The 21,043-nt window shown below is 35.7% G+C and carries 23 protein-coding genes and 2 pseudogenes; 13 read left to right on the forward strand and 12 right to left on the reverse strand.

Annotated elements, in window-relative coordinates:
- Positions 1 to 426: 426 nt before the first annotated feature.
- A pseudogene (locus tag HE1_RS10170) lies at positions 427 to 555 on the forward strand (IS5/IS1182 family transposase); the annotation flags it as partial.
- Positions 556 to 1,097: 542 nt separating this feature from the next.
- Here HE1_RS10170 and HE1_RS10175 read toward each other — a convergent pair.
- Together HE1_RS10175 and HE1_RS10105 are read right to left on the reverse strand one after the other, a co-directional pair.
- Positions 1,098 to 1,268: pseudogene (locus tag HE1_RS10175) on the reverse strand (transposase); the annotation flags it as partial.
- A 299-nt stretch (positions 1,269 to 1,567) separates the two neighbouring features.
- Positions 1,568 to 1,741, reverse strand: a complete 174-nt coding sequence (locus HE1_RS10105) for an IS630 transposase-related protein (RefSeq protein ID WP_084490824.1) — start codon at positions 1,739 to 1,741, stop codon at positions 1,568 to 1,570.
- Between the two features lie 184 nt (positions 1,742 to 1,925).
- On the opposite strand from HE1_RS10105, the gene HE1_RS00790 reads away from it, so the two are divergent.
- On the forward strand, positions 1,926 to 2,153 hold the full coding sequence (locus HE1_RS00790) for a transposase (protein ID WP_052567152.1): 228 nt from the start codon (positions 1,926 to 1,928) through the stop codon (positions 2,151 to 2,153).
- Positions 2,154 to 2,466: 313 nt separating this feature from the next.
- Here the strand turns inward: HE1_RS00790 and rpoD are convergent, their stop codons facing one another.
- Both rpoD and dnaG read right to left on the reverse strand, forming a co-directional pair.
- Entirely contained in the window at positions 2,467 to 4,677 is a 2,211-nt protein-coding gene (gene rpoD, locus HE1_RS00795; RefSeq protein ID WP_052567154.1) for an RNA polymerase sigma factor RpoD, read from the reverse strand.
- 82 nt (positions 4,678 to 4,759) lie between these two features.
- Positions 4,760 to 6,430 (reverse strand): DNA primase, encoded by a 1,671-nt coding sequence (gene dnaG, locus HE1_RS06305; RefSeq protein ID WP_006290081.1) that lies wholly within the window; start codon positions 6,428 to 6,430, stop codon positions 4,760 to 4,762.
- A 125-nt stretch (positions 6,431 to 6,555) separates the two neighbouring features.
- Between dnaG and HE1_RS09870 the strand changes: the two genes are divergently transcribed.
- The 9 genes from HE1_RS09870 (at position 6,556) to HE1_RS10180 (ending at position 12,722) form a co-directional block, all read left to right on the forward strand.
- The gene (locus tag HE1_RS09870) at positions 6,556 to 6,690 is read left to right on the forward strand and encodes a hypothetical protein (protein ID WP_278242997.1); all 135 of its coding nucleotides are present in this window, start codon (positions 6,556 to 6,558) and stop codon (positions 6,688 to 6,690) included.
- 277 nt (positions 6,691 to 6,967) lie between these two features.
- Complete coding sequence (locus HE1_RS08550; protein ID WP_162531137.1) at positions 6,968 to 7,120, forward strand: hypothetical protein; 153 nt, start codon at positions 6,968 to 6,970, stop codon at positions 7,118 to 7,120.
- Between the two features lie 157 nt (positions 7,121 to 7,277).
- The gene (gene gmk / locus HE1_RS00805; RefSeq protein WP_023491729.1) at positions 7,278 to 7,913 is read left to right on the forward strand and encodes a guanylate kinase; all 636 of its coding nucleotides are present in this window, start codon (positions 7,278 to 7,280) and stop codon (positions 7,911 to 7,913) included.
- Positions 7,910 to 8,611, forward strand: coding sequence for a hypothetical protein (locus tag HE1_RS00810; protein WP_024161365.1), 702 nt, complete (start codon positions 7,910 to 7,912; stop codon positions 8,609 to 8,611). The genes gmk and HE1_RS00810 overlap by 4 nt, the downstream gene beginning before the upstream one ends.
- Positions 8,612 to 8,758: 147 nt before the next feature.
- Positions 8,759 to 9,757 (forward strand): aspartate-semialdehyde dehydrogenase, encoded by a 999-nt coding sequence (locus tag HE1_RS00815; protein WP_006300175.1) that lies wholly within the window; start codon positions 8,759 to 8,761, stop codon positions 9,755 to 9,757.
- Between the two features lie 158 nt (positions 9,758 to 9,915).
- Positions 9,916 to 11,322, forward strand: coding sequence for a peptidylprolyl isomerase (locus HE1_RS00820; protein ID WP_035543533.1), 1,407 nt, complete (start codon positions 9,916 to 9,918; stop codon positions 11,320 to 11,322).
- Positions 11,319 to 11,690 (forward strand): ribosome silencing factor, encoded by a 372-nt coding sequence (rsfS, locus tag HE1_RS00825; RefSeq protein WP_162531138.1) that lies wholly within the window; start codon positions 11,319 to 11,321, stop codon positions 11,688 to 11,690. Before HE1_RS00820 ends, rsfS begins: the two co-directional genes overlap by 4 nt.
- Positions 11,691 to 12,484: 794 nt before the next feature.
- Positions 12,485 to 12,610: a hypothetical protein gene (locus HE1_RS09875; protein ID WP_278243005.1), complete on the forward strand. Its 126-nt coding sequence runs from the start codon at positions 12,485 to 12,487 to the stop codon at positions 12,608 to 12,610.
- The gene (locus HE1_RS10180; protein ID WP_373279892.1) at positions 12,603 to 12,722 is read left to right on the forward strand and encodes a transposase; all 120 of its coding nucleotides are present in this window, start codon (positions 12,603 to 12,605) and stop codon (positions 12,720 to 12,722) included. Before HE1_RS09875 ends, HE1_RS10180 begins: the two co-directional genes overlap by 8 nt.
- A gap of 274 nt (positions 12,723 to 12,996) precedes the next feature.
- Here HE1_RS10180 and HE1_RS00830 read toward each other — a convergent pair whose 3' ends face one another.
- Genes HE1_RS00830 through rpsF form a run of 8 tightly spaced genes read right to left on the reverse strand, consistent with a single transcriptional unit; the run spans position 12,997 to position 18,746 of the window.
- Positions 12,997 to 14,364, reverse strand: coding sequence for an NAD-binding protein (locus tag HE1_RS00830; RefSeq protein ID WP_035543537.1), 1,368 nt, complete (start codon positions 14,362 to 14,364; stop codon positions 12,997 to 12,999).
- On the reverse strand, positions 14,357 to 15,787 hold the full coding sequence (locus tag HE1_RS00835; RefSeq protein ID WP_006303508.1) for a M48 family metalloprotease: 1,431 nt from the start codon (positions 15,785 to 15,787) through the stop codon (positions 14,357 to 14,359). The genes HE1_RS00830 and HE1_RS00835 overlap by 8 nt, the downstream gene beginning before the upstream one ends.
- Complete coding sequence (locus HE1_RS00840; RefSeq protein WP_035543544.1) at positions 15,784 to 16,002, reverse strand: hypothetical protein; 219 nt, start codon at positions 16,000 to 16,002, stop codon at positions 15,784 to 15,786. The genes HE1_RS00835 and HE1_RS00840 overlap by 4 nt, the downstream gene beginning before the upstream one ends.
- A gap of 17 nt (positions 16,003 to 16,019) precedes the next feature.
- Positions 16,020 to 16,685, reverse strand: a complete 666-nt coding sequence (locus tag HE1_RS00845) for a DMT family transporter (RefSeq protein ID WP_035543546.1) — start codon at positions 16,683 to 16,685, stop codon at positions 16,020 to 16,022.
- 7 nt (positions 16,686 to 16,692) lie between these two features.
- Positions 16,693 to 17,196 carry a 50S ribosomal protein L9 gene (gene rplI, locus HE1_RS00850; RefSeq protein WP_006303512.1) on the reverse strand — a complete coding sequence of 168 codons (504 nt, stop codon included), beginning with the start codon at positions 17,194 to 17,196 and terminating at the stop codon, positions 16,693 to 16,695.
- Between the two features lie 8 nt (positions 17,197 to 17,204).
- Positions 17,205 to 17,978: a hypothetical protein gene (locus HE1_RS00855; protein ID WP_006303523.1), complete on the reverse strand. Its 774-nt coding sequence runs from the start codon at positions 17,976 to 17,978 to the stop codon at positions 17,205 to 17,207.
- Between the two features lie 17 nt (positions 17,979 to 17,995).
- Positions 17,996 to 18,268 carry a bS18 family ribosomal protein gene (locus HE1_RS00860; protein ID WP_023491369.1) on the reverse strand — a complete coding sequence of 91 codons (273 nt, stop codon included), beginning with the start codon at positions 18,266 to 18,268 and terminating at the stop codon, positions 17,996 to 17,998.
- Between the two features lie 34 nt (positions 18,269 to 18,302).
- Positions 18,303 to 18,746: a 30S ribosomal protein S6 gene (gene rpsF / locus HE1_RS00865; protein ID WP_006303525.1), complete on the reverse strand. Its 444-nt coding sequence runs from the start codon at positions 18,744 to 18,746 to the stop codon at positions 18,303 to 18,305.
- Positions 18,747 to 19,196: 450 nt separating this feature from the next.
- Here rpsF and HE1_RS06310 point away from each other — a divergent pair, with 450 nt between their 5' ends.
- Entirely contained in the window at positions 19,197 to 20,249 is a 1,053-nt protein-coding gene (locus tag HE1_RS06310) for a ParB/RepB/Spo0J family partition protein (RefSeq protein WP_052567156.1), read from the forward strand.
- A gap of 12 nt (positions 20,250 to 20,261) precedes the next feature.
- Positions 20,262 to 20,852 carry a Maf family protein gene (locus HE1_RS00875; RefSeq protein WP_035543552.1) on the forward strand — a complete coding sequence of 197 codons (591 nt, stop codon included), beginning with the start codon at positions 20,262 to 20,264 and terminating at the stop codon, positions 20,850 to 20,852.
- Positions 20,853 to 21,043 lie beyond the last annotated feature (191 nt).

Below are 21,043 nucleotides of genomic sequence, written 5' to 3' on the forward strand. Positions count from 1 at the left end.
TATGAAAACGCAAGGGGTTAACCTTGAAAATCCCCCTATGAAAGATTTGGGAAGACTTTCCAAACTTATGACCATTGTCGCTGTTGCTATTGTATACGCTTTTATAACAAGCCTTACACAAGAACACTCAGGTGGATCAAAGATAAACTCTTATTCTTTGATTTCAGCGATCTTTTAAACTACCTGAAAAAAAGTGAGGGGGAGTATGGAGCGCGTCAATGAAAATTTTCAACGCATTAATCCAGCACTTTCAATTTGATTTGGTATATAGGACGATCCTCTGGAGTTCTGAGTACAAAGATCCACGCAATCTGTGATACTATGATGCTGATGAAAGGGGGCGGCGAAAACTAAAGAAAAAAGGTGTTAGGCCGTGATTTCCCCTAAAAAGAACCATTTTAGGGCTTCAAATTATGATACATATCTTTTAAATCCCGTCATTTGATCGAGAATTTCTTCGCTAAACTGCAAGCAATACCGCGCTATGATAAAACGTCCGTAAATTTTATGGGCGCTATTCACTTGTCGTTTGGCTTAATTGAGGGCGGGTCTTAGTTTTCTTTTCTCCCCCAATCATGCTGCCCTTGTATCGAATATATGTGGTTTTGGCATGTCGCGCGCAAAACAACTTTCGTCAATATTAACCTATTGAGTTTTTATTATTTTTTTAGCTTGTCAATCCGCCAGAAAAACGCAAACCTTTTTACGAGATCCTCCTTGGGAAGATTCAGAGTTTTTTTATACTTGGGTCTCTATTTTGATTGGGGATTTATTCCTATTTTTCTTAGGCGTTAATTGATTTTTCCAACTGCTTATTATTGTAGTTGAGATCTTAAATCTTTTGGATATCTTGATAAAACTCTCACCAGCTGGTTGTAGCTTTAGCACTTTTTTACAAAACTGAACTGAATATGTCATCTTTTTTTCAAGTTTTGACAAATTTTCTAGCTTAACTTGTTTTTGTTGCATATGGCTTTTTTATCTGACCCTAGCTATATAGAAAAAGACTATAGTAATTTAGGTTGAATTAGATATTTTAAAGAAGCGCGAAATAGCGTCGAATAGAGCGTTGGAATTTAGTTATATTGTCCACCTCTTCAATTAGCCCAGAATTTCTCTATTGGATTCAAATCACAAGAATAAGGAGGTAGAAAAATTATACTGTATTTTACAGATTCTATTAATTTTCTACTTCTCTTGGATTTATGAAAAGAGGAGTTATCCATAATAACACCTTGACGAAGCTTTAGTTCATTGATCAGAAATTTTTTTACCCAAGTCCGTTAAAAACTATTGGCGCTGTCGGTTTGTTATTAACTAAACAGGCATACTATTTGTTCTTTGATACCATTTTTCCCCTTTTTGCCAACCAACTGTTCACTTTTTCTGCCCCAGCCTTCTGTCTTTACACATAGCTATATCAATGCCGCTTTCATCAGTATATACAAGACTTGGATACGCTATATCTTGATCGATTCTTGATACTGAATTCGCTTTTATTTGCTTTAATTTTCTTGGTTTGCTTCTAAGTGCGAAAAGTCTTTTTTTTAGCTATAGCCTAATCTTTTTACCCAGTAACTGAATGTACCCCAAATTCTTGAGCGGCTTTTTTCAATGTCATATCTTGGTTTTCTTTGACGTACACTTCAAGCTTCTCTAAGTTAATATTTTTTTCTGAGCCACCACGCTTCTTAGAAAAATAACTGAGTTCTTGTCTGCATTTTCTATGCCAATTTTCTATACCAACTTCCTATCGCTGATACACTTATTTTAAATAGGTGCAATGCTTCAATATACCCGCCCTCCCTCATCTAAATATTCTATTCACCTTTGTCTTAAATTCTTACTGTAGCTCTTTGTCGTTTTTCTTTAATTGCACCTAATTCAATTAAATTACATATCTAGCTTACAAAGGGAGTTACATCTTGGGTGCAGCAGATTTTATTAGAACCCTTCCAAAAGAAAGAGTTATTGTTCTGGATAATGCCATTTTCCATAAAGGGAAAGCTATGCAAAAGATGCTAGAAGATGCGGGTCATAGTTTGCTTTATCTGCCTCCTTATTTTCCTGATCTCAATCCTATTGAGAAAAAATGGGCCCAAGCCAAAAATATAAGAAGAACATTAACTTGTTCAATAGACCTCTTATTTTAATTCCATCTCTCGTAATCTTTTTATACTGATTTACCTGTAGTGTTAATACCAAATTGAAATTGCTTAAAAACTTCTGAAAATATAAAATTTTCTTAGGCTTTAATGGAAAAAACTTTTAGAAAAAAAATCCATAGAATAGGTCGTAACTTAAATACTAAAAAAACTTAACTTATTGTGATCATCTTTCGTATACCGCAGAACAAACTGTTCTAAGATGTATTAATTATCCTAAACGGGCTTTTAAAAATAGCCCGTTAAGAAAAACACACTTTCTTACTGCTCAAAAAATCCTAAGAAAATAAGATATTCCCCCTTAATCTTCATCCAAAAAATGAATTAATGATTTGGAGCGACTAGGATGACGTAATTTTCTTAGCGCTTTTGCTTCAATTTGACGAATACGTTCTCGTGTTACATCAAAGCTTTTTCCAACATCTTCTAATGTGCGCTCTTCTCTGTTTCCCCCAATACCAAATCTTAACCTTAAGACCCTTTCTTCTCGTGCGGTTAATAACGACAAAGCTTCCGAAAGTGCATCTCTTAAATCATTCATTACTGCAGCATTAATAGGAGAAATAGCAGTCTCATCTTTTAAAAAGTCTCCTATATGGCTGTCTTCTTCATCTCCTACAGGAGTTTCAAGACTGATAGGTTCTTTTGAAATTTTTAAAATTTTTTGTATTTTTGCCAAAGAGTACCCCATGCGTTCGGCAAGATCTTCCGGGCTTGGTTCTCGACCTGTTTCATGAACAAACGCTCTAGAAATTTTTAACATTTTGTTGATGGTTTCTATCATGTGTACAGGAATACGAATCGTGCGTGCTTGATCTGCAACAGATCTGGTGATTGCTTGACGGATCCACCATGTGGCGTAAGTAGAAAACTTATATCCTCTACGGTATTCAAACTTATCAACAGCTTTCATTAATCCAATATTTCCCTCTTGAATTAAATCTAGGAACTGGAGACCTCGATTGGTATATCTTTTAGCTATGGAAATCACTAAACGAAGATTAGCTTCGATCATTTCTTTTTTTGCTTGCTCTGCATCGTGTTCCCCTGTTTGAACAGTTTTTATAATCTGTCTTAGCCGTGCTAAAGGAACTCCTGACCGTATTGTGATGGCATCAATATCTGAAAGAATTTTCTCAATTTCATCTTTTCCTTTTGTAATAACCGCTTTCCACTTGTCTGAGGGAGCCTTTTCTTGAAGGTAAAGCCACCATTGTCTTGGTGCTTCTCCATTATAAGAAGCTAGGAAATCTTTTACCGAAACGCCGTTAGCTTCGCATAATTTTAAAATTTTCGAATCACACTTTAGCAATGCTTTTTGCAAATCTAAAACAAGCTCAATAAGATCTTTTATGCGGCCACTTTGCAATCGAAGACTTGAAAATATTTCAATAATTTCTTTAAGTGAAGCTTCGTTTTCAATTCCTGCTTGAATTTTATCTCGCACAGCACGAAACTTACTTAAAGTTCCTTCCAATAAATGACTTTCGTTTACCCATAAATCATCTTTTTCTATCAACACATCTTCATCTAATTTTTCTTCAGCTTCTGCCAATAGAGTTGCATCCTCATCATCTATTTCTCTATTAATATCTCCAAGAATTGGAGATATTTTTGGAGAATTAGCATTTTCTGTATTAGAAAACGGTTCTAGGGAGGAAACTTTTTTGTTTAGCTTTTTTTCTAACAAAGATTCTTTTTCTAGTAACTCTTCTAATCCGTCTTTTTCTTTTTTTTCTTTTTCTGCGTCAACACTTACACTTAAGACTTCTGTTAGCGCCTCGTCTACGTTATTTTCTAAGTCTACAAGATAGCGCAGCGTAATAGTTCCCTCTTCTAACCCCTTAATCCACTGATCTAATACTGAAAACAAAATAGGACTGCTGCACAACCCGGAAACAACCATATTCTTTCCTGCTTCTATGCGTTGAGCGATTGCTACTTCTCCTGTACGAGATAACAGTGGCACTGACCCTATTTCTTTTAAATAAAGTCGAACAGGATCGTCCATACCAGGAAGTTCTATTTCTTCTTCTTTGGAATCTTCTAAGGGGCTTAGCTCTAATTGTTCGGAAAGTAGCGTATCTTCTAGGGTGATTCCTATTCCAGCATCTTTTAGCAGCTGAAGCATTAGTTCTTTGGCTTGGATCGTAAAATCTTGAACAGCAAACAACTTATTTAAATACTTTTGACTCAAAAATCCCTGTTCTTTACTTTTTACAAGCAGAGCTTGAAGTAAATAGCACAAACTATTTTCTCCTTCACGCTCTTCTTCTTCATCTAGCTCTTTCAGCTGGTCTAAAAGATCGGAATCTAAAGTATTAATTGTAAATAATTCGTTATCTGATTCAACAGAATCAGAAGAGTTAAGTATTAAAGGGTCGACTTCCGAATCATGAATATCTAAAACATTTGTAAAAACAGAATCTTCTAGCCCCCCAGAACTTAAGCCTACTTCTTCAAAAGAAAGATCGTCTTCTATGATGGATTCTTTATCTTGGATACAGGACATAATGTTTTACTCCTTTTTTAAATTTTTTTTAAAACTTTTTCTACGATGATAGAAAAAGTTGACAGACAATAGGGATTATAGTCTAAATAAGCTCATCTTTAAATGTTAGTAATTTAAGTTCTTCCCATTCAGAAAAAAGTAAATGAGATTGATCCTTCAAGCGATCACGCATGTCTTCTAAATGGTATTGTGTTTGATGTGCGTTAAACAATTCTATCCATTGCGCTTGAAGGGTATTAAGGTCTAAATTTTGCCAAAATGCTAAATGGGGAGTTACACGCTGAACAAGGTCTTTATACCAAGAAGCATCAGAACAGTCTAAAAGTGTTGGCGGATGATGGCAAGAGTCAAAACTATTTTCTTGAAGCGCCTGCCACTGAATAAGAGCTTCTTTAAGGGGGACATATACTTGGGGACAATAAAGTTGAGCCAATATCTCTTGAACTTGTCCCAACAGCCCGGGAAATATGCATAACGCTCCCAATAAAATTTCTATTCCTAATACCAAAGAAACTGAACAAGGAGCCGTTTTGTTTTTTTGTGAAGAAAAACGCTTTCCATAAAATCGCTCTTTAAAAAAAGACTGATAAGCGCGTTTTACTTCAGAATTTTTTATAATTTCTGTTTGTTGTTTCCATAAAAGCACAGCTTTTGCCCGACGTTCTGGAACTAATAGAACTTCTTGAGAAAAAATATGATGATAAAGCACCTCAGAAAGGGGCGCGGCATCTTTGATAATTTTTTCCATAACATCCCACCCTTGATAATGAATGATACTTTGAGGATCTTGCCCCAAAGGAAGCTCTGCTATACGTAACGTATTACCAGGGGTTAAAAGAGGTAAGGCTGTGCATATTGCTTTGTATGCTCCTGTTTTTCCTGCCGCGTCTCCGTCAAAGCATATAACAGGTTCTGGTGTTACTTTCCAAATCATGTGGAGGTGTTCTGCAGATAAAGCAGTTCCAAGACACGCTACTGCTGGCATACGCTTCCAAAACGCAAGAGCATCAAGGTACCCTTCCACCACAACACAAGGTAGGTTAGATTTTAAATTTTCTATTCCATAAAGGATTTGATGTTTAATGAATAAAGATGTTTCTGGAGAGTTTAAATATTTAGGCATTTTTTGTTCTTGTAAACTTCTTCCTCCAAATCCCAAAATTTCTCCCCGAGCATTGAAAATAGGAAAAGTAATTCGTCCTTCAAAAAAATTTCTGTGATATTGATCAGTAATCAGTCCAGCTTTTATCAATGTATCAGAAGATATATGGGACTTTATAGTTTGCATAACTAAAGCATCACACCATCCCAACTTAAAATGTTCTTGACAAGAAAAAGAAATCCCTCTATTTCCTAAGTAATTTTTTGCAAATTCTTGATTTTTTAGAGCTTCAATAAAATATTCACATACATGCATCAAACATTCTTTTAAATCAGTATCTTGAGGTTTAATGTAGGAATATTGATTTTTCCATGATTGAATATTGGCTTGCTCTGCAAGCTTTTGAATCGCTTCTATTGTAGTGATGCCTTCGATATTTTTCAAAAAATCTATAACATCCCCATGAGCTCCGCATCCAAAGCAGTGATAACTGCCTTTTACTTCTTGCACGACAAAAGAAGGACTTTTTTCTTTATGAAAAGGGCATAGTGCGCTCCAATTATTTCCCTTTTTTTGTAATTTAATGTAGCCAGATACCAGGTCAACAATAGAAATTCTATGACGAATTTGTGAATAAATTGAAATGTCCAATCTTTAGTTTTTAATTAATCAGAGCTGTCTTTAGAATACACCAATTTTAGAAAAAAACCCACAATATACTCATACTGAATGAAATAGTTTAAAAGTTTAATTTATATGTGTTAATAATTTTTCTTATGCAAATATTTCTAACAGAAGAAGCTTGTGTTGCGTTAAGAACGCAGCATTGGCAAGAAAAGAAACGACGCGTAGCAGATAGAATTACGGCAGTTTTGTTATCCGACAAAGGGTGGAGCTTGTCAAATTGCTAAGGCTCTTTTGATTGACGATCGTAGAGAAGTATAAGGAAGATCAAAAGTTAATGGTGTCAAGCAAGAGCTCTGTAAGCAAGCTGAATGTTTCACAAGCAGAAAAACTTATCGCACATTTGGAAAGCCACACCGTATATGAAAGTGATTGATATGTTCTTGAGGCATTGACTAGACGATTCAAGGCAAGACCTCATGGCTGTGCGCCCATAATTTTTCATTTAAAAAGCCAGAAGCGCGGCCCGAAAAGGCAGCCAAGCAGGAGGCCTTTTTAACGGTGATGACAACACCGCCGAAAGATGAATCCATCCTGTTTGGTGATGCCCCCCACCATGGCAACGAAAATCACCTGTCAGGCACCCCCATTGCCACGATGGGAAAACCTAGAAAAATAATTCAAAGCAGCAAAGAGAAATTTAATTTAGAGTTCTAAAATAAATTGCACGTTAAACGTAAAAGCGTAAGTTTTGGCGCATAAGTTTTTCTGATTTCTAAACTTTTTTATTTCTGCAAGTTGATTTTAAAAAATAAATTGTGGTATAATACCGAAGGTTTTTTTTAGATGAATACTTTAATTTCATATTTAGTGAATGCTTAAAAATAAAAATTCAAGTGGAATCGTGTTTGTTCTTTCTGCACCTTCGGGAACGGGAAAAACTTCTTTGTGTAAGCATATAGCTGCTTCGTTGGATCATATCCAAGAATCAGTTTCTATGACCACGCGGCAGTCTCGTCCTGACGAACAAGAAGGGAAAGATTATTTTTTCGTTTCAAAGAAAGATTTTCAAGCTTATCAAACTCAGGCCCGTTTTGTAGAATGGACTCAGATCCATGATCATTTTTACGGTACTCCTTTGGATCCGATGATGGAGTGTTTAAATCAGTCAAAGGACGTTATTTGTGCTTTAGATCAAGTTGGATTGCAAAAACTAAAATCCCACACAGCATTAAACGGAGAAATTGTAAGTATTTTTGTAGTTCCGCCAAGTCAAGATGCGCTAAAATTCAGATTGGAACAACGTGGGCAAGATTCTCCCGAAGTTATTTCTCGTCGCCTTGCTGCAAGTTCCATTGAAATGCATCAATGGGTTTATTATGATTATGTTGTTTTTAATGATGATTTTTTAATGGCTGCTTGCGAGATAATGGCAATTATTCGTGCAGAAAAGCTTAAAAGTGTCTATCAGTTTGGTCGTATAAAAAAAATTATAGAGGAATGGAAATGAGTACTCCCCAAAAAACGTCGATTTTAACATTCATAGGATTTCCTTTTGTTATGGTGGCTCTTTGGGAGTTTGATGAAGAAGGAGAAGAAGATTTTTCTTTCGAGGATCTTTCTTCTCGAGTGCACCTGATTACTCAATCACACTATAATCAAGATCATGCAGATCAAGAGCTCGCGTCTCTAGTTCAATCAATATATACTCAAGGCATTGAAAGGGGAAATTTGTCTCATGTTGCTACTTTTACGGCCCCAGGACCTTTTACTCCGCTAAGGGCAACAGTGGCTTTGTTAGACGGTCTTCATGCGGGCGCTTCTTTTCGCGCGCATTACTGGAACCTTTTCCAGGTATTGTTTTCAAAACACTGTGGGCGAAGTAACGTTCTTTGGGCTGTAGATAATGGAAGGCAAGCATGGAGCGTTGGATACATGATGCTTAGAAAAATGGTAAAAGATTTGGTACTAGAGGTTCGTGAAGACGTGTCTCAGGCAAGTTTAGAAAAATTTCATATACACTGCCAAGAAGATTCTTCCATATCAGAGCCATGGGAGACTTATTTATTGTGGCGGCATACTCCGGTGGAAGATGTGTTAGAGATACTCAAAAAGTTTGCTTTAAGTATTTTGTACGAAGATGTTATGATAAAACGAAAAATGAAGACATTTGAAGAAAAAATGTTGAATGTTTCCGGATCTGCTTGAATGAAACGTATAAAACTAGGTAGTTTATTCTTTTTCCGTGATGTGTAGAAAACGACAGAGTGTTCTAAATTTCTTTCGGGGATTTAAGGGTAATTAGGGGCGTATAGTAACCAAAGTTTTTGTACAACACGACGAGGTTTTGTAGATATGATTCACGATTCAAGCAAGAAAGTGCGCGTTGCTCTTATTGGTGCTACCGGACTTGTTGGGCGCACTGTGTTAAAGTTAATAATGGATGATAAAAATACGGATTGTTGGTCTATTTCTTTATTTGCTTCAAAATCTCATGAGCTTTCGATAGAAGGTATATCTTTGAATGTTTCTTCTATTGAGCAAGCAAATTTTTCCGATTTCGATCTGTGCTTATTTGCTACAGGAGAAGAGGTTTCAAAGATTTGGATCGAAAAAGCTTTGCACGCCGGAGCGCGGGTTGTGGATTCAAGTTCTTGGCGTCGATTAGATCCCCTAGTTCCATTGATAGTTCCCGGCGTAAATCACAAAATACTGAAGAAAGAAGATCGGTTATGTAGTCATAGCAATTGTATTGTAAGCCCTCTTGCTTGCGTGCTTGCTCCTATTCATCATTTATATGGGTTAAAATGCGTGTATATTTCCACATATCAATCGGTGTCTGGTGCAGGAAAGCAAGGGGTAGAAGCATGTTTTATGGAAACTAAGAATAAATTATCTGGTCAATGTGTAAACACTCATTATTTTCCAAGAAGTATTGGCTTTAATGTAATTCCGCAGATAGGTGATTTTGATACGCAAGAACAGAGCAGTGAAGAAGAAAAAATTCAAAAAGAGTTACAGCGTATCTTGCAAACTGATTGCCCGATTTTTAGTATTGCGGTACGAGTTCCTGTTCTGAAAGGGCATGCTTCAGCATTATGGGCAGAATTTGAACGCCCGTTTTGCATACAAAAAGTAAAAAACATCTGGAATCAGTCTACCCATGTAGAAGTTTCAAACAATTATTTAACCCCAGAAGAAATACAGGGACGGTTTGTCGTTTCTGTGGGAAGGATTCGTCAGCTTAGTCCCCATCATCTGTCTGCTTGGGTTTGTTCAGACAATACATTAAGGGGGGCAGCTTGCGATATGATTGACATTGCCAAGATTATGATATGCCAAATGTTTTTATAAAAAACAAGTTGGGGAAGCTTTTCCTTACTAAGAATAGTCGTTAGATCTTTTGCGTAAGAAAGGAAGGAGGTTTCGGTTTTTTAAGATAAGGTTTTAGAGTTGATTTTATTTAAAGAACGCTATATCCTTATGAAAATTGGTGAAAGTGTATTGCTGTAATGTCCCAAGTAAAAAATTCTCCTTTTGTTGTTGGGTTGTTTGCTCTTTTAGCAGTTGCTCTAAGCATGGGGTCTCCTTTCATAAAAATTTCTTATTTTTGGGATCGTCCCATCATCACAGTAGGGAAAACAAAGATTTACGAACAGGAATTTCAAAAGTTATTTCTGCAAAAAATTCGAGCGTTTTCAGTGTTAAGAGCTTCCGGTGCGCTTTCTATGCTTCCTTCTCAGAATGAAACGCAGTATATACTGGAAGATCTAGTCAAGGATGTTGCGCTAAGGGAAGAAATTCGATCTTTGGACTTTCAGGTTTCTGACCGATATATTAAGCAGCTTATCGCGCGATATCCTGAGTTTCAAGACGGAAAAGGACAATTTTCAGAAAGAAAATTTAGAGAAACGTTAAAAAATTTATCCCTAGGATTGAAAGAATTTTTATCCCTTGAAAAGGAACGCGTTTCAAAACAAAGATTAAAAAGAGCAGTAATGTCACAGTTTTATGTTCCAGGTATCTTAAAAAATTGTATTGATGAAGCTGTATCTCAAAGAAGAACAATACGTTGGAGAGAGTACAAAATTTCTGATTTTAAAAAAATTCCTTCTCCTACTTTACAAGAGTTAAAAGATTTTTATAAAAAGAAGGAAAAAATCAAAGCACCTTCTGCAAAATACGTTGTGGCTTTACAGATTTTTTTTCACCCAAAAAGTGATAAGAAGATGATCGAAGTAGAAGAAGAGCTTAGTACAGGAAAGTCTCTTGAAGAAATTGGAAAAAAATTGAATCTTCAGTATAAAGTTGTTTCCGTTCAACGACCAAAGGATGTGAATGCTTTATTCTCGGAAAAAAGCACTCCAGAATTTAGAAATACAGCATACAGTAAAGTAACGATGATGAAGCCAAAAAGTGATCCTGAAATCTTACAAGATAGTCAAGGAACTTACGTAATCCAAGTTCAGCGTGTTGAACCAGAACGGGTGTTAAGTTTTGAGGAAGCAAAACCTGTATTAAAAGCGCGTTGGCTAAAATTAGCTCAAAAAAAATTAGCAAAAGAAAAAGCGCTAAAAGACCAAGACAAAACAAAAGTTAAAAGTATGCAAAAAGCTTATAGCACTTGGCTAAGTCCTAATAAAGAAATTCCAGAGACGGTTTCAAATGTTGCTTTTAGAGTTGCACTTCATGAATTTCGAGTGATAGAAGAAAAAGGGAAAATATTGCTTGTGTATTTAGAAAATATAGAAGTACTTTATAAAACGTCAGAACAATTAAAAGAAATTCAGCAATTACTTCAAGAAGAATGGAAAAACAGGGCCTGGGGCAGCTATGTGCAAGGATTAGTAAAACAATATCAGGTAGAAGTAGACACAAATCGCATTCAAAATATATTGAAAAATCAAAAAGGAAGATGATAATGGTTGCTGTTTTGAAAGAGATCTTTGAAATCATGGAAAACAAAAAAACAGAGTACATCGTTTCGATCGATGTTTTAGACCGATGTTTTTTTACTGATTTTTTTGTTATAGGACAGTGTCGTACTTCGCGGCATATGATTACAGTGTGTGATGCATTAATGGCGTGGGCAAAAATGCACAAAAGAGAAGTACGTATTCAAGGACGTAATGAGGAAAGCACTTGGATTGTTTTGGACCTTGGGTCAGTCTTTGTTCATCTGTTTTTGGAGGACACAAGAAAAATATTTGATCTAGAGTCCTTGTGGGAAAATTCCTCCCCTAAACAGTATAAGCTGATTACCCATTCCGATTTTGGAGATTCTTAGTACATCAGTTAACATCGGAACAAAGAAAGAAAGTTCAGAAATAAAAATAGAGAATTTAGGGGGGTATAAATTTTTTTTAAAGGAGACCTGATTTTTGGTCATATTGTTGTGGATTGGCTATAGGAAACGACAAATTAAATATCTATACAATAACTTTGGATGCACTTCTTAACGTTGATGTTTGATACTTCTTTAAAATACCTAGGCCAAGTCCTCAATTAAGCCAAAGGACAGTTGAAACCAAGTGAATAGCGCCAAGAAAATTTATAGACGTTTTATCATGTTGCTAATATCACATAAAAAGTCATATTGAATGAATTTTGAATTGATAAAACTCTTACTATACTAATTTAGGTTGAATTAGGTGTAATTTTTTTGTTAAAATAAAAGGAAAATGACAAAACGCTACAGCAACGATTTAAGACAAAGGGTAATAGAATATTTAGATGAGGGGGAGGTATATTGAAGCATCGCAACTATTTAAAATAAGTGTATCAGCAATAGGCAGGTGGCATAGAAAATTGGCATACAATCAGTTGCTGGTTAAAAAGATTAGGCTATAGCTTAAAAAAAGACTTTTCGTACGTGGAAGCAAGCAAAGAAAATTAAAGCAAATAAAAGCAAAGTCATTATCAATAATAGATCAAAGATATAGCGTATCCAAGCCTTATATATATTGATGAAAGCGGTATTGACAGGCTATGTGCAAAAACATAAACTAGGGCAGAAAAAGTAAAAAGTTGGTTGGAAAAAAGAGTGGGAAATAGTATCAAAGAACAAATAGTATTGCCGGTTTGGTTAATAACACGTCGATAGCACCAATGGGAGTTAACGGATCTTGCGACACAGTATTATTCCAAGCTTGGGTAGAAATTTCTGATCAAGGAACTAAAGCCTGGTCAAGGTGTTATTATAGATGATGCCTCTTTTCATAAATCCAAGAGAAGTAAAGAATTAATAGAATCTGTAAAATGCAGTATAATTTTTTTACCTCCTTACTCTTCTGATTTGAATCCAATAGAGAAATTCTGAGCTAATATGAAGAAGGGGATTGAATGCAATATACTAAATTCCAACGCTCTGTTCGACACTATTTCGTGGCTCTTTAAAACATCTAATTCAACCTAAATTACTCTATCTAGAAAAAGTATAATACCTATAGATTAAACAAAAGATCGAGAATTTCAAAAAATTTGGATTACCTGATCGTATTGATTTCTTTTTAAAATACCGATCTTAAAGTGATTTACTATTGCTTCAGCTGTGTACAGACGAAATTGACGCATGATAGCACCAAACCTTGCGATTAAAATTTTTTATTTTTTAATAAATCTAAAATTTGTGAGTATTTCAATTGAGAACACAAAAAGAGAACTTGATCGTTTTGTATGAAATGTTCAGGATTGAATAATAACTTTTTTTTTCGTAATACAGCAATGATTTGCACATCTAAGTTTTTAAAATCCGAATTCTGCATTTTTAAGAAATAACTTTCTTCTGCCAGCACAGCTGTAATGAGTACCATCGGTTCTGTACTTTCTGAATGTGTGTCTGCTAACACATGAACACGCTGTACACAAGAAGGGCTAAGGTGCGTCATTAATTGCTCTAAAATTAATGCATTTGGATGAATAATAGACCTTACACCTATCTTTAATCCAATGGGAATGTACGAAGCATCTTGCACTATAGATACTGAATGGTGCGCATGTTGATGGGTAAGAGCAGACAAAAGGTTGTCAGCATCACTTAATCCAAGCGCCAAAATTCCGCTTTCTTTGGGAGGAATTCCAAGATCTTCTCGGAATTTTTCATCTAAAGGATTTCCATTATAAAAAGAAAATTCAGGATAAAGCGCAGCCAGCGCCCTATATTTTTCAGGATCTGAGGAAACAAAAAATACTTGCTTAAGATCAAAATAATTTTTGTGCACTATCTTTGCCAGTGCATAAGAAAACGAATTAATCCCTAACGATACAATATATTTTGGAAAATTCATCGAAATTTCAAATAATCGTTTCAGTGGAACAATAGGATGGTACACAATACATACTCGATCGTTCTCCTTAAGAACTATATTTTTATGAGGAACTTCCGACTTATTCTGACGAAAAATCTGTATAATTTTTGAATCCTGTACGGCATGGTATCGCTCAATATCTTCAATTTTCATTCCGCACAAGTGGTGTTTAGCTTCAATTTTCATTACAATCCCATGAAGTTTTTTTTCAAAAAACGACATGTGACGCATAATGTTTGGGTAATAAAGCCTTTGAAGAACACCTTTTGCTCCATCCATATCAAGATTTAGTAATAAATGAATGCCTTCTTGAAGAGCGCTTGTCTGCATCACAGTATAAATTTCTAGATCTTTCAATCGTGCGGCTATAAACCCAAGAGAGAAACTCTGCCGTACATACCTGCACGCAGTTAAATTTACACTATCTTTTTCGGTAACGCTAATAAATCCACACGTTTCATCTAAATCTAATTGAGATAAAAGCACCAAATCTAAAACGCTTCCTGCGATACCCTGAATATCGTATTTTTTTAAAAGGTCTTGCACCACATCAAAACAAGAATCAATAGCTATAATTTCATAGTGAATTTGAAGATGATGCACCAGACTTTGCCCCAAAGCCCCCATCCCTGCAATAATCAATCGTTTAATCACGAGCCGGCAACGTAATCGTTTTTAGTGCTTGCTGTAAGTCTCTAGCACGCAAAATATACTTTTGAGAATACGTACTTAAAATTCTAGAAGGAGTTTTCGAAGATTTTTTTCCCTGTAAATGCATCAGCGCTAGATGCGTATGCTTTTTTGCATCTTGAATATCTCCCTTACCCATAGCACATTCAGCCATTGCAACATGCATTTCTCCGATACGATTTAATTTTCCTAAAGCAATTCCCAACCAATACCACATATAGGGATCTTGTTGAGTGCCAAAGACCGCCCCTTCCAACAAAGTTGCACTGCGTTTCCATTGCATAGGATCGCTACCATCCAATGCGATAATTGCTGAGTAGGTTCTAATATTTATATCCTTTGGACGCATTTTTAATGCAGAACGAATAAAATCTAATGCTTGCGTCAAATGTCCATTTTCAAACAAGATTTGAGAGCGTAGCTCTAAAGTAAACGCATCTCTTTGATTAGTCTTTTCAAAACGGTCTAGAGCTTTCAATGCGTGTTGAAGTTTTCCTTTGCGGTGTAAAAAAATACTTTCTCCCAAAGCGCGGTACTCTTCAGGTATTCCCGTTAACTTTTGCCGAAATTCTTGCAACGTGGACACATTTTGAAGCTCTGTACATGCCCAAAGTTTTGATTTAATTTTAAAAAATTCTCTATATATACTGGGATCTAATGGCTTAACAGGGCCACTTTTTTTTTCAGCATCTCGAATACTTGCCAACCGATCTCCAGAACAAGGGTGAGTTCTAAGATACAAAGGAACCTGACTAATGCCAGACGCCCGAACCATTTTTTCCATAAAAGTCGCCAATCCATTCATAGACCACTGCAATGTTTTTAATACCCCCAAAGCAAATTGATCTGCTGACCCTTCTTGAGCTCTACTAAAATGCATCATATCGGTTAACGCAGTTAGGTCAATCAAAGAGCTTCCCCCTAAAAACCCCGGAAGCACGCCTAACCCTTCTTTAGAAGTCAACGCCGTCATTCCTGCTGCAACTCCCGCAAGTACGCGTAGTATCGTAGACCTTATTTCTAAACTTTTCATCAGGTCCATGGCTTTTGTCAAATGATCACACGAAACATGACCCAACTCATGAAAAAGGACCCCGATAATTTCTTCTGGAGTATCTGCTGTTAAAAACACTCCTACGTTGATGAAAATATTACCATTTTTTGTAGCAAAAGCATTGATAGTTTGGCTATTAACTAAGTGAAAACTCACTCTAGAACGCAGGCTATCTCCCAAAATATCAAAAGCTGGTGCGCACACCGTATTTAAAAAATTTTCTACTTGACTATCGGATATTACCGCCCCCTCTTCAAATCGCAAAGGCATAGCACCAATGATCATCCCATAAAATATAGTAATAATTTTTATGAAATTTACATAAAATTTCATCGCTCTTTTGATAGCAAAACTATGGCTATAATCATAGCAGCACTTCCGCCCCACATCCAGATACTTGGCCAAGGTTCTTTAAAAAAATACCATCCTAAAAATGCACTAATGGCCGGGCGAACTGCTCCAAAAGGTAGTAAAAAAAGCACTCGATGCAATGAAAGCGCGCGATTCATTAAAAGATGTGATAAAAATGTTAAACTTCCAAGTATCACAAAATTTTTAAAAATTTTTAAAATATCACATTAAGTATAGTCTGCTTTCCAATCATAACTTCTACCTTAAAAATTGGACCAAAAATATATTCTGCTGCAATATAAGACCCCGCTCCCAAAGCAGTTAAGGCAAATACTGAACACCCAACATCTTCTGGAGAAGCACGCCGCAACATCTTTTTTGCCAAAATATTAGAGGCTGAAAAACAAAAAATAGCCAAAAATGGAAATACCGGAAATTTTTTTAATTGAAAACATGCCCCCCAAGACAAGTCGAAAAGGCTTTTTCCGTAATTAATTAATAGCCCCCCAAAAATACTTACACCGATAGCAGCAGCCCTTCGCCAAGTTAAAGATTCTTGTAATATCAAAACTGCCAAAAAAATCGTAGCACACGGACCAAATAATCCTAAACAAATCATTTGAAAAAGAGAAAAATGCTTTAGGCTGATCGTCCATAATAAAACTCCCGACAAAGCAAATCCTCCCCTTAAAAGAGAAAGTGGACGAAAAATATTAAACTTCAGTGAAAAACCAAATCCAAGCCAAACCCAAAATAAGGCCCCTAAATTTTGGACAAAAACAATCCAGAGCGCAGAAAGATTCGCACTTTTAATTGCAACATTTAAACAAGAAAAACCTAAGCACGCCCCTAATTTATATCCTATTGCACTCCAAGACATACAGCCTTTAATAATTTAACATTTTTGGCGCAACAATTATACGAACGTTGACCACAACTTGTGGATGAAGTTCTATTGATACTTCATGAGTTCCAAATGTTTTTAAAGATTTATCCATTAAAACTGCAGATTTAGAAAGTTTAAACTCTTCTTCCGGAAACCGATCTTTTATTTTACTAACCAACAATTGACAAACGTCCAAAGTAGTAACAGAACCAAACATCACCCCAGCTTCGTTACTTTCTTTAGAAAAAGTCAACTCAAAAGATTCCAGCTCTTCTGCGTATTTCAAAGCTAAAACTTTACGAGATTCATCTTCCGCTTTCAACGCCTCACTTTGAATCCGAACTTTTTCAATCTTTTCTGCTGTCGCAAAAAAAGCTTTTCCTTGAGGTTCTAGATAATTTCGGTGATACCCGGGCGCTACCTGAACAATGTCTCCAACGTTTCCTAATTTTCGAATGTTCGCACACAATACCACTGAAGTTTTTTTATTTTTTTTAATTGCCATAACTTGCTCTACTCCTTTTCATTTAACAGAGGCATGATCCAAGGTCTAAAAATTGAACACAACCCCAAAATAACCAACGGAACTCCACTTATACTAGCACAACACCCTATAATAAAAAAGACAAGCCCTGACCTATTTTTCCAAAGACTTCGAAGAAAACTCCAGCCTTCTAAAACAAAGGGCAATGTTGCACTTAAAGCCATATTACAGAATACAACTTGCGCATCTTCTAACGCTATTGCCAGCATAAGAAACGCGCTTAATATCCAATAGTTCCACATAGAAACAGCATACATCTTTTTTAAAGAAAACTGATCCTTTAGAAACCAAACGCCACAACAAGCTCCCGAAAGCAACGATAAAACTCCAGGCCACATCTTTAACAAAAGAGGTGCAGAAACTTGAACCATTACGTCTTGCCACCACAATCCCACAAAAAAAGTAGCGCCCATCATAATGCAGCTAAAAAATTTTAAAAATACATCTTCTGGTATTTCGTTTTTAAAAGATTTTTGATGACGTAAAAGCATCAGTGGAATAACAAAATACACAACATAAGCTACCAAAATTGCAACAGGATACTCAGCCAGAGCCAAAGAAGAAAACGCAAAAACTGAAAGAAGTAAAGAGATTTCCAACTGAACGTTTAAAAGTACCGCAGCAAAAGGAAATACCAACCCCAACAAAATCCACTGCCCCCAAAAAGAAGACGGGGAAAAAAAACATAAAAAAGAAAAAAATACCACAAAAGCGGTGGCAAGATATTGATAAATTTTTTGCATCACATCTCTTAAAATGCTTACTTTTTGTACGGAATCAAAGCAAGATACCGAGCAATTTTTACGGCATTAGCGATGCTTTTTTGACGCTTTGCATTAGAAAATGTGCGAGGAGTTTTTTTGTAAGACTCCTCCTCTGACCTTTTATCCACCATTCTGCGATCCACTTGAATCAGACGTCCTGGAGTTATTCTTCCAGAATCTGTCACGGATCGATTCAACAACTTCAGATTTTTAAAATTTATTTCACTCTCTTTCAAAGAACGAATATACTTTTTACGCATATAATTCATAAAACTCTCCCTTCATTATTAAAACAAAAAATTCCTAAGAGACAGAAGAAGAAGGCTTAGATGCTCCATTAACCGCATCCACTAAGGAAGACTGACGCAGCATTGTGGGCTCTACCAACAAACTCTCATCCTTGACTTTTAAAACAAGATGTCGAAAAATCCCCCCATGGAGTTCTACAGAAAGAAAACGTTCCAGCTCTTTCACGCAAGAAGGGTCAAGCTGAGCCGTGCAATAAACATAGTGTGCTTTATTGCGCTTATGAATGGGATACGCTAAAGTGCGAAATCCCCAATATTCCGCTGGACTCAACATCCCTTGATACCCTTGGACTTGAGATTCCAACTTTTGAAAGACTTCTAAAACCTGAGGCATAGAATAATCTGGATTAATAATCAATACCACTTCATATTTTAACAAAGTATCACGTTGGTACCGCCCTCGTAACACTTCTTTTATAGTTTCTTGCATTGCTGTCATGCTATTTAACTCTCCTGAATATTAGCATCTACCTAAAGAAAATAAAGCTCACAAATGTTTTTTGGATTATCGCACAAAATTTCTGGTACCGCAAGCAGCATCGAAAGCTTTTCAGTCAATAAAACCCAAGAATTTCACATAAAAAAAGTTACATAAAATGGAACAGTTTTTTAGAATTTTTATTTAAAAGTTGGTTTTTTTAATTTTTCAAGAAAAATAATTCATCGATAAATCTTTCTTTCACAAAATCATTAAACTAGAGATCCGCTAATCGTTTTAAGAATCTGCAAAACAATTCACAACTTTTTATTATATTAATTGTAAATTTTAACAATAATAAAATTGTTTTTACATTAATCTTTACTTTTTTATTAAATATAAGTAGACAATAAAGGGTTTAGGTGGTATATATAAAAGAATAGGTTGTTCTATTCTTTTTTTAGATAAATAATGAAAAAATCACCACACCGACAAGCCTTAGGGCGTGGATTGGGTGCTTTGCTGGGAGAACAAGGAACCGAAAAAACGGAAAATCTCTCAAGCTCCAAAGATCGCTCTGGTTTAGAAGATCAACCCAGCACAAAAGATCGCTCTGGTTTAGAAGATCAACCCAGCACAAAAGATCATTCAAATTCTGAAAAGCGCTTAAGTTCCACGCTTCAAAAAGATGAGACTTTATCATGGCTGCGTCCTGAAACTCTACAAACCAATTCAAAGCAACCTCGTGTTGTTTTTGATGAAGTGTCTTTAGATGAACTTGGGCACTCTATCCGATCTAAGGGAATTTTACAACCCCTTTTAGTGCGCCCATGTGGAGAGTATCGTTATGAAATTATTGCCGGAGAAAGACGATGGCGCGCAGCTCAGTTAGCAGGGATCGAACAAATTCCTTGTCGTATTCTAGAAGTTTGCGATGAAGAAATGATGGAAATTGCGCTCTTAGAAAATATTCAAAGAGATGATTTAAACCCGATTGAAGAAGCAAAAGGATATCAACACCTTATTGATGCGTTCAGTTATACTCAAGAAAAGTTAGCTCATCGCATTGGAAAAAGCAGAAGTCACATTGCCAATATGTTAAGAATTTTAAATCTTCCAGAATCTGTCCAAAATTTAGTTCTAGATAAACATCTTTCTCTTGGGCATGCAAAAGTTATTTTAAGCAGTCGATTTCCTGAAGAATTGGCGCAAAAAGTTATAAAAAATCAATGGACAGTAAGGCAAACAGAACAAGAATTAAAAAAAGAGCAAAGTTTAAAAAAATCTCAAAATTTGTTTGAAGGAGCTTTAGAACACTCCACAGAAGCGCTGCGTCAACACTTAAATCACTTGGAAAAAAATGAATTAGAACTTTTAGAACGTCGTCTGCAGACTTGGGTAACGCACAGTCAGGTGAAAATTCAACATAAAGGAGCTTCTTTAGAGATAAATCTTCGATTTAAGAATTTAGAAGATATGGAACATTTTATTAGTTCAGTTCAAGAAAAATCTGAACTTCCTTAGGAAAAAAAGAGCATGGTTTGGAATTTTGTAACGGAATGTGAAAAAAAAGTTAATATTATTGACAAACTAAATTTAAAAAATGTTTTGGGTGACGTTTGCATTTTGGAAAAATCTATTGTTCCCTTTACTTTAAAATCTTCCGGATTTTGTGATGTATTAACTTACCTAAAAGATCGCATAACTTTTCAGCTTCACAAAGCTAAGGAGTGTCGTGGTGAAGAATTGTTTTGGTCTCTACACACATTGATTTTTACAAAAAGATCTTTTTTAGAAGGGCATAATACCTTAGAACAGTGCGTTAATTCTGTTACTTTGTGGTCTGGAGGAAGCCACAAGGTGTGTACAATGATAGGAAAAATTCAAAACGATTCCTTGATAAAATTTCGTTTATCTACGACAAAAGTTAAATTTAAACGCATTCCAAAAGAAATGATAATTCCCCTTGCAGAAAGTATGATTCAAGAATCTTATAGCGGGGGATACCAATCGTTTGGTCTGATTGGGCAATATATTCGCCATTTTGCAGGTCCTGTGGGCGGATGTGAAGGGGCGCCTTTACTACCGTTAATTCATTTTCTGGGCCCCCTCAAGCAAGACGCATAATTCTTTTAATTTTTAAAAATTTTAGATATCTTATTCGAATAGTGAAGGTTGATCTTTTGTTCTTTTTTAAGGTAGAGTAGAGGTTCAGTATAATTCAGAAGCACACCTTAAAAATCCCAAAAGAAGCATGGTGATCATAATAAAATTTACATCAAAAAAAAATTAAAATTTTAACAAATAAAATAAATTTA

This window comes from Holospora elegans E1, assembly GCF_000648275.1.
In the GTDB taxonomy this organism is placed as follows: domain Bacteria; phylum Pseudomonadota; class Alphaproteobacteria; order Holosporales; family Holosporaceae; genus Holospora; species Holospora undulata_A.

Coding starts and splice junctions, on each gene's coding strand:
- rpoD (WP_052567154.1), bottom strand. CDS start 4,677: ATGTCCTGTATCCAAGATAAAGAATCCATCATAGAAGACGATCTTTCT.
- HE1_RS09870 (WP_278242997.1), top strand. CDS start 6,556: ATGCAAATATTTCTAACAGAAGAAGCTTGTGTTGCGTTAAGAACGCAG.
- HE1_RS08550 (WP_162531137.1), top strand. CDS start 6,968: ATGACAACACCGCCGAAAGATGAATCCATCCTGTTTGGTGATGCCCCC.
- gmk (WP_023491729.1), top strand. CDS start 7,278: ATGCTTAAAAATAAAAATTCAAGTGGAATCGTGTTTGTTCTTTCTGCA.
- HE1_RS00810 (WP_024161365.1), top strand. CDS start 7,910: ATGAGTACTCCCCAAAAAACGTCGATTTTAACATTCATAGGATTTCCT.
- HE1_RS00815 (WP_006300175.1), top strand. CDS start 8,759: ATGATTCACGATTCAAGCAAGAAAGTGCGCGTTGCTCTTATTGGTGCT.
- HE1_RS00820 (WP_035543533.1), top strand. CDS start 9,916: ATGTCCCAAGTAAAAAATTCTCCTTTTGTTGTTGGGTTGTTTGCTCTT.
- rsfS (WP_162531138.1), top strand. CDS start 11,319: ATGATAATGGTTGCTGTTTTGAAAGAGATCTTTGAAATCATGGAAAAC.
- HE1_RS00835 (WP_006303508.1), bottom strand. CDS start 15,787: ATGAAATTTTATGTAAATTTCATAAAAATTATTACTATATTTTATGGG.
- HE1_RS00845 (WP_035543546.1), bottom strand. CDS start 16,685: ATGTCTTGGAGTGCAATAGGATATAAATTAGGGGCGTGCTTAGGTTTT.
- rplI (WP_006303512.1), bottom strand. CDS start 17,196: ATGGCAATTAAAAAAAATAAAAAAACTTCAGTGGTATTGTGTGCGAAC.
- HE1_RS00855 (WP_006303523.1), bottom strand. CDS start 17,978: ATGCAAAAAATTTATCAATATCTTGCCACCGCTTTTGTGGTATTTTTT.
- HE1_RS00860 (WP_023491369.1), bottom strand. CDS start 18,268: ATGAATTATATGCGTAAAAAGTATATTCGTTCTTTGAAAGAGAGTGAA.
- rpsF (WP_006303525.1), bottom strand. CDS start 18,746: ATGACAGCAATGCAAGAAACTATAAAAGAAGTGTTACGAGGGCGGTAC.
- HE1_RS06310 (WP_052567156.1), top strand. CDS start 19,197: ATGAAAAAATCACCACACCGACAAGCCTTAGGGCGTGGATTGGGTGCT.
- HE1_RS00875 (WP_035543552.1), top strand. CDS start 20,262: ATGGTTTGGAATTTTGTAACGGAATGTGAAAAAAAAGTTAATATTATT.